Origin of the sequence: Segatella copri, assembly GCF_009495355.1 — a bacterium.
GTDB lineage: Bacteria > Bacteroidota > Bacteroidia > Bacteroidales > Bacteroidaceae > Prevotella.
This window is the reverse complement of the sequence record NZ_VZAD01000045.1, coordinates 1-6,206: the sequence shown is the minus strand read 5'-3', so window position 1 is coordinate 6,206 and position 6,206 is coordinate 1. Positions and strand designations below refer to the sequence as shown.

At 48.8% G+C, this 6,206-nt stretch carries 4 protein-coding genes; all 4 read right to left on the bottom strand.

Annotated elements, in window-relative coordinates; genetic code table 11:
- Nucleotides 1-191: 191 nt before the first annotated feature.
- Nucleotides 192-2,006 (bottom strand): DUF349 domain-containing protein, encoded by a 1,815-nt coding sequence (locus F7D20_RS05455; protein WP_158463177.1) that lies wholly within the window; start codon nt 2,004-2,006, stop codon nt 192-194.
- Nucleotides 2,007-2,161: 155 nt separating this feature from the next.
- Nucleotides 2,162-3,088 (bottom strand): magnesium transporter CorA family protein, encoded by a 927-nt coding sequence (locus F7D20_RS05450; protein ID WP_022252217.1) that lies wholly within the window; start codon nt 3,086-3,088, stop codon nt 2,162-2,164.
- Between the two features lie 321 nt (nt 3,089-3,409).
- Nucleotides 3,410-4,873 carry an aminoacyl-histidine dipeptidase gene (locus F7D20_RS05445; protein WP_158463176.1) on the bottom strand — a complete coding sequence of 488 codons (1,464 nt, stop codon included), beginning with the start codon at nt 4,871-4,873 and terminating at the stop codon, nt 3,410-3,412.
- Between the two features lie 12 nt (nt 4,874-4,885).
- Entirely contained in the window at nt 4,886-5,884 is a 999-nt protein-coding gene (locus F7D20_RS05440; RefSeq protein WP_158463175.1) for a lysylphosphatidylglycerol synthase transmembrane domain-containing protein, read from the bottom strand.
- Nucleotides 5,885-6,206: the final 322 nt, after the last annotated feature.

The following is a 6,206-nucleotide window of genomic DNA, read 5'->3' as shown; positions in this document are numbered from 1 at the left end:
CGTACGTACGGTGCAATGAGAGGTGCTGGGGGTAACTCCCCACATCTACTCTATTAGGGAGTTTTGTGGATGAGTCATTTCCTTCCCGTCCATCAATATTCGGTGCGACTTTCAGTAAAGGTTCTGTGTTTTTCCTTTCTTATACATATAAAAAAGCCGAAGTGCTTGGGTTGCACTTCGGCTGTTCTTTTTTATTTGTTCTCGGCATCGATAGCCTTTATTTTCTGTTTTACGAGTTCGAGATCGTCTTTGAGCTTCTGCACCTTTCGGTTCATCTCCTCTACGAGGCTGTTTCCCTTCTTGCTGGCAGCATTGAGGAAACCAAGGTTGTTCTCGTAGGTGGTAATCTCGGAGCGCAACTGGTCGAAGCGGCGCAAGAGGCGTCCGCGCTCATTGTCGAGAGCATCCGATCCCTTTTCTGCCACGTTCTTCAAGTTGTTCTTGAAGTTGTCGAGGTGGCGCTTGGCGTTGCTGATATGCAGGTTCTTGTATATTTTGTCGAGCACATCGTGGTACTGCTTGTAGATAGCATCCTTCTCTTTGAAGGGCACGTGACCTATCGCCTTGTACTCGTCGATGAGTGACTGTACCTGCTGCTGTACGTTGTCGCCAGCATTCTCGAGCAGGGCATTGAGCTTTGCCACTACCTCTTTTTTCTTCTCTAAGTTGGTGTGCTCTGTGCTACGTGTACCGGCATTAGCCTTGTTGCGAGCCTCGAAGAACTGGTTGCATGCATTGATAAACTCCTGCCACAGTTGATCGCCCAACTTGCGAGGCACCACACCAATCTGCTTCCATTCCTTCTGCAGGTTGATGAGCTTGTCGCCCGTCTTGCGCCATTCAGTGCTTGTAGCGAGTTCTTTAGCCTTTTCGATGAGCGCTTTTTTCTTTTCGGTATTGGCAGCATATTCTTCTTTCAGCACCTTGAAGTATTCAGCTTTCTTGGCGAAGAACTCATCGTTGGCAGTGCGGAAGCGTTCAAAGATCTTCACGTTCATCTTCTGAGGTGCAAATCCTATCTTCTTCCATTCGCTCTGCAGCCCGATAACCTCCTTGGTGACTTTCTCCCATTCGGAAGCGAGCTTGTACTGCTGTTGGTTGATGGCTTCTATCTTCTCACAGAGTGCAGTCTTCTTCTCGAGGTTTTCCTCCTCCTTGGCACGCAACTGCTCGAAGTGCTGCTGATGCTTCTTGTTGATAACCGTGCTGGCAGCCTTGAACCGGCTCCATATCTGCTCACGCAACTCCTTGGCTACAGGGCCTATTTCGCGATATTGTGCGTGGAGTTCCTGCAACTGGTGGAAAGCAGAGATGACATCTTCTTCCTCGTCGAGTTTCTTAGCAGCCTCGCAGAGCTTGGTCTTTGCCTCAAGATTCTTCTTGAAGTCGTATTCACGAGCCTCGTTGTTGAGCTTCAACAGGTCGTAGAACTGCTCTACGTAGAGCTGATAGCTGCGCCAGAGCTCGTTGGCCTTGTCGGCAGGAACGGCCTTAATCTCTTTCCATTCTTGCTGCAGGGCTTTGAATTCCTGATATGATTTGTTGGCCTCGTCGGGCGACGTTGCCATGGCTTTTATCTTTTCGATGATGTCGAGCTTTTTCTGCAGATTGGCCTGTTTCTCTTCCTCTTGTGCGAGGAAAATCTTGGCTCTTTTCTCTTTGATGATCTGCATCTCCGCCTTGAAAGCCTCCTCCGCCTCGTCGGGCAGGAGAACATACTTCTCGGGGTCACCGCCACCAGCCAGATACTCTTTCATCTGTGCATCTCTTTCAGCGAGATGTAGTTTGTAGAAAGTAGTCTTCAGCAGGTCGAGCTCGTTTTTCTGAGGAGCTTCGTCGCTGTGCGCTATTTCCTTTACACGGTCGAGTACTTCCTGTTTGGTAGCATAGGTTTTTGTCTCGGCTTCTGAAGTGTTCTCTACTGCAGGTGTCTCAGCCACTGTGGCTTCCACCTGTGGTTCTTCAATGGTACCCTGATTGAGGGTATTTTCTTGAGAGTCCATCATGTCACTTGATTTAGTTTATGATTCGAGTTCCTTGGGGGTGGCTCTGTCGTAGAGTCAGCCCGCCACACAAAAATGTTTGTATTATAAGTTGCAAACTTAGTCAAAATAAACGACAAATCCTAATAAAACGGTATATTTTTAATATATTTTGTGTTTTAGAGCAGTCGTTTGTAGCGCAGGAAGCCCCAAGTGAGTCCTGATACGATGAATGAGATGACCAGTGCGAACATAAATCCGTAGGGACTGTTCTCCATTCCGTTGATGAGGTTCATACCGAACAGAGAAGAGATCAGCGTAGGCAACATCATCACGATACTGATGGAGGTCAGCGTACGCATGGTGGTGTTCATGTTGTTGTTGATGATGCTCGAATATGTGTCCATTGTCGATTCCAAGATGTCGGAATAGATATTGGTGGTTTCACGAGCCTGTGTCATCTCGATGTTGACGTCCTCAATGAGGTCGGCGTCCAACTCGTCTACCTGCAGTTTGAATTTCAGTTTCGACAGCAGGTTCTCGTTGCCACGGATGGAGGTGATGAAGTAGGTGAGCGAGTCTTGCAGGCGGCTCAGTCCTATCAGGCTCTCGTTGTTGACACCGTGGTCGAGGTTGCGCTTAGCCTTCTCTATGAGTGAGTTGATCTGTTTGAGTCGTTTCAGATACCATACGGCAGACGACAGGAACAGACGGAAGATCATGTCGACGTAGTCGGTGAATCCTTCTCCTCGTTTCTGCTGATAGCTCACGAAGTCGATCATCATATTGGTCTCGTAATAGCACACGGTAATGGTGACATCACGCTTGTGTATGATGCCCAAAGGGACTGTCGTGTAAGGAGTTCGGCTTCTTATCTCCTTGACATAGGGAATACGCAGAATGATGAGCATCCAGCCGTCGTCATATTCGTAGCGGGCACGCTCATCGGTATCGCTGATGTCGGAAAGGAAGTAGTCGGGAATATTGAATTTCTCTTCCAGTAGTTTCTGATCTTCGTCGGTGGGACAAGTTACTTGTATCCAGCAGTTGGGCTGCCACTCATTGATGGCAGTAAGGTTCTTTTCGATGTTCCAGAATGTTCTCATTGTGCTAATCTCCCAAAAAAAATAATAAACTCTGCGCTATGGAGATTGGCATGAGGCTGCCTTCGTGTGAGGCTTTATCCTATGAATCTCCACGCTTGAAATTGGTTATTTTCCGCGTGATAATCGTCCATTTTTGTTTTATTTTGATTTGACATGTGCCAAAAAGAAAAACACTCTATTGGCAAATTCGCGTGCAAAGGTAACTAAAAATATTGAAATTGTAAACGAAATAGCCGAGAAATTTCTTCCTCGGCTATCTTTTTATCATAAATGTAACAAAAGTCAGGTTGAAAAGGGAGAACAGGTCTCCCTCTTCCGTCCTTACTTCTCAGGAATTTCGGTAAGCAGCTGCTTCATGAGGTTCCAGAAAGGAGCCACACAGCTAATCTGGCAACGCTCGTTCTGGGTGTGAGGGCTGAGCAGGGTAGGACCGAATGATACCACGTCGAGATGAGGATACTTGCTCAGGATGATAGAGCACTCCAGTCCGGCATGAACAGCCTGAACCTTGCCGTCTACACCATTCTGCTCTTTGTAAACCTTGAGTACATGCTCCAGGATGTCGCTCTCTGGGTTTGGATTCCAGCCGCCATAGCTTCCGCTGAACTCTACCTTCATGCCAGCCATAGAGAAGCAGCTCTCCATCATGGTGGCGATGTACTCCTTGTAGCCGTCGTGTGAGGAACGTGCCAGAATCTTGACAGAAGCCTTGCCTTCACCTATGGCGATGATGGCCAGGTTGGAAGATGTCTCTACGATATCAGGCATGGATGGAGCCATGCGCAGTACTCCGTCGTGACAAGCATAGATAGCGTCAATGAGGTTGTCTTGTATCTCCTGAGGAACCTCCATCTTAGGAGTTTCTACGTTCTCAGCAAAGAATTCTATCTTCTCTACATTCTCGATGCCCTTGAACTCGTCCTTCAATTCATCCTTCCAGTCGGCAATCATGTCGTTCAGAGCCTCTACATTCTCCTTAGGCAGGGTAAGCACCACCTCAGCCTCGAATGGGATGGCGTTGCGCATGTTGCCGCCCTGCCATGAAGCCAGGCGAGCATCGAGTTCGGCGACAGCCTCGCGTACAAAGCGAACCATGCACTTGTTGGCGTTGGCGCGGCCTTCGTTGATTTCGATACCAGAGTGTCCGCCCTTCAGACCTTTCAGCGTTACCTTTACGGCTGCGTCTTCCTTGTCGGTCTCCACCTCTTTATAGTCGAGTGTGGCAGTGATGTCAATACCGCCGGCGCTTCCTATCACGAACTCGCCCCATGACTCGGTGTCGAGGTTCAGCAGGATGTCGCCATTAAGTTCACCAGCTGGCAATTCGTTGGCACCATACATACCGGTTTCCTCATCGCGGGTGATAAGTCCTTCTACCGGACCGTGCTGCAGGTCTTTGGCCTCCATCACAGCCATGATGGTAGCTACGCCCAAACCGTCATCGCTGCCCAAAGTGGTGCGGTTGGCACGTACCCAGTCACCGTCGATGATAGTCTCTATTGGGTCGGTCTCAAAGTTGTGCTTGCTGTCCTTGGCCTTTTGTGGCACCATGTCCATGTGGGCCTGCAGGATAACTCCCTTTCTGTTTTCGAAACCAGGAGTAGCGGGTTTACGCATAACGATGTTGCCTGCTGGATCCTGGAAAGCCTCTACGCCAGCCTTCTTGGCGAAGTCGAGCAAGAAAGCCTGTACTTTTTCAAGATGTCCTGATGGACGTGGCACCTGTGTGAGTGCGTCGAAGTTGCGCCAGATTTCTTCTGGCTTAAGATTCTTAATGTCAGCCATAATATGATTATTTTAATGAATGTTGTTTGTTTTCTTAGTGAATGCCAGGGCCAACCAGGCGTATATGCCCAGAAGGATGACCAAGAGCGTCTGTACGGAGTGAACGATGAGCACAAAGAAGAGTGCGTCGTCCGACTGTATGCCGTAGAGTATGAGCATTGTCTTCACGGCGAAATGCCATGGACCGGCACCATTCGGTGTGGGCACGATCACGGCTATGCTTCCCACGATAAAGGTGACGAGGCCGCACGTCAGCCCTAAGTGCGAGGTTGCCTCGAAGCACTGGAACGTGAGGAAATAGTGCAGGAAATAGCAAACCCAGATGCCCAGGGTGAAGGCGACAAACAGCGGTACGTTGCTGACACCTTTCAGCGAGATGACACCTTGCCACAGTCCGCCAAGAGTGGCTTTCACCTTATTATATATAGATAGCTTCTTGAACAGCACATGCAACAGGATGAGTACGGCAATGCCACAAATCCCGCAAACCAGATAGCCTGTAGCGCTGAACTTAGACAGAATGCCGTCGAGACTCGTACCTGTAGTATTGAAGAAATTGAGAAATACCGGAATCTGCATCAGAAACACCAGTATGGCAATGATCATTACCAAGAGCGAGTCGATGGCACGTTCGGTGACTACGGTGCCCAACGACTTGGGGAATGACACATTGTCCCATCGCTTCAGTACTCCACACCGTGCGAACTCACCTATGCGGGGAATGACAAGGCTCAGCGCATAGGAAAGATAGATGGAGTTGACGCATACGTTGGTACGAGGATGCTCGTCAACGGGTTCGAGAGTCTGCTTCCATCGCCAGCCACGAAAGAGCTGGGCCAGGATGCCGAAGGGGAACGACAGTAGCATCCAGGTCCAGTTCATCTTGTGAAACAGCACGTGCTCCACCTGTTTGAAATCGAACCCACGATACATCCAGTAAAGAATGGCACCGCCCAAAATGAGCGAGAAAGCCACCTTACATGTATTGTTTACTATCTTTTTTATGTCCATAACTCATGCAAAGGTAATCATTTTATCGTCAAAAGTGTATTATCTCGGATTTTTTTAGCATAAATAAACGATTGAGGGTTTCTTTGTAATTCAAGTTTCGCAAGTTTTTCCCCACACGCCCCTTCAGGGGCAGAAGCTCTCAGCCCAGGGCTAAGGGGTTTGGGGGGAAGTTAGAATAGTTAGCACGCCCTGAAGGGGCAGAAGCTCTTAGCCCAGGGCATCGCCCTGGGTAATTACGTCAGCAAACCTGTCGCCCTGTAAGGTAGGGTGTTCAAAATTCGAATCAAAAATCCGGTATAAAAAATGGTGTTATTTTGGTGCA

Coding starts and splice junctions, on each gene's coding strand:
- F7D20_RS05455 (WP_158463177.1), bottom strand. CDS start 2,006: ATGATGGACTCTCAAGAAAATACCCTCAATCAGGGTACCATTGAAGAA.
- F7D20_RS05440 (WP_158463175.1), bottom strand. CDS start 5,884: ATGGACATAAAAAAGATAGTAAACAATACATGTAAGGTGGCTTTCTCG.
- F7D20_RS05445 (WP_158463176.1), bottom strand. CDS start 4,873: ATGGCTGACATTAAGAATCTTAAGCCAGAAGAAATCTGGCGCAACTTC.
- F7D20_RS05450 (WP_022252217.1), bottom strand. CDS start 3,088: ATGAGAACATTCTGGAACATCGAAAAGAACCTTACTGCCATCAATGAG.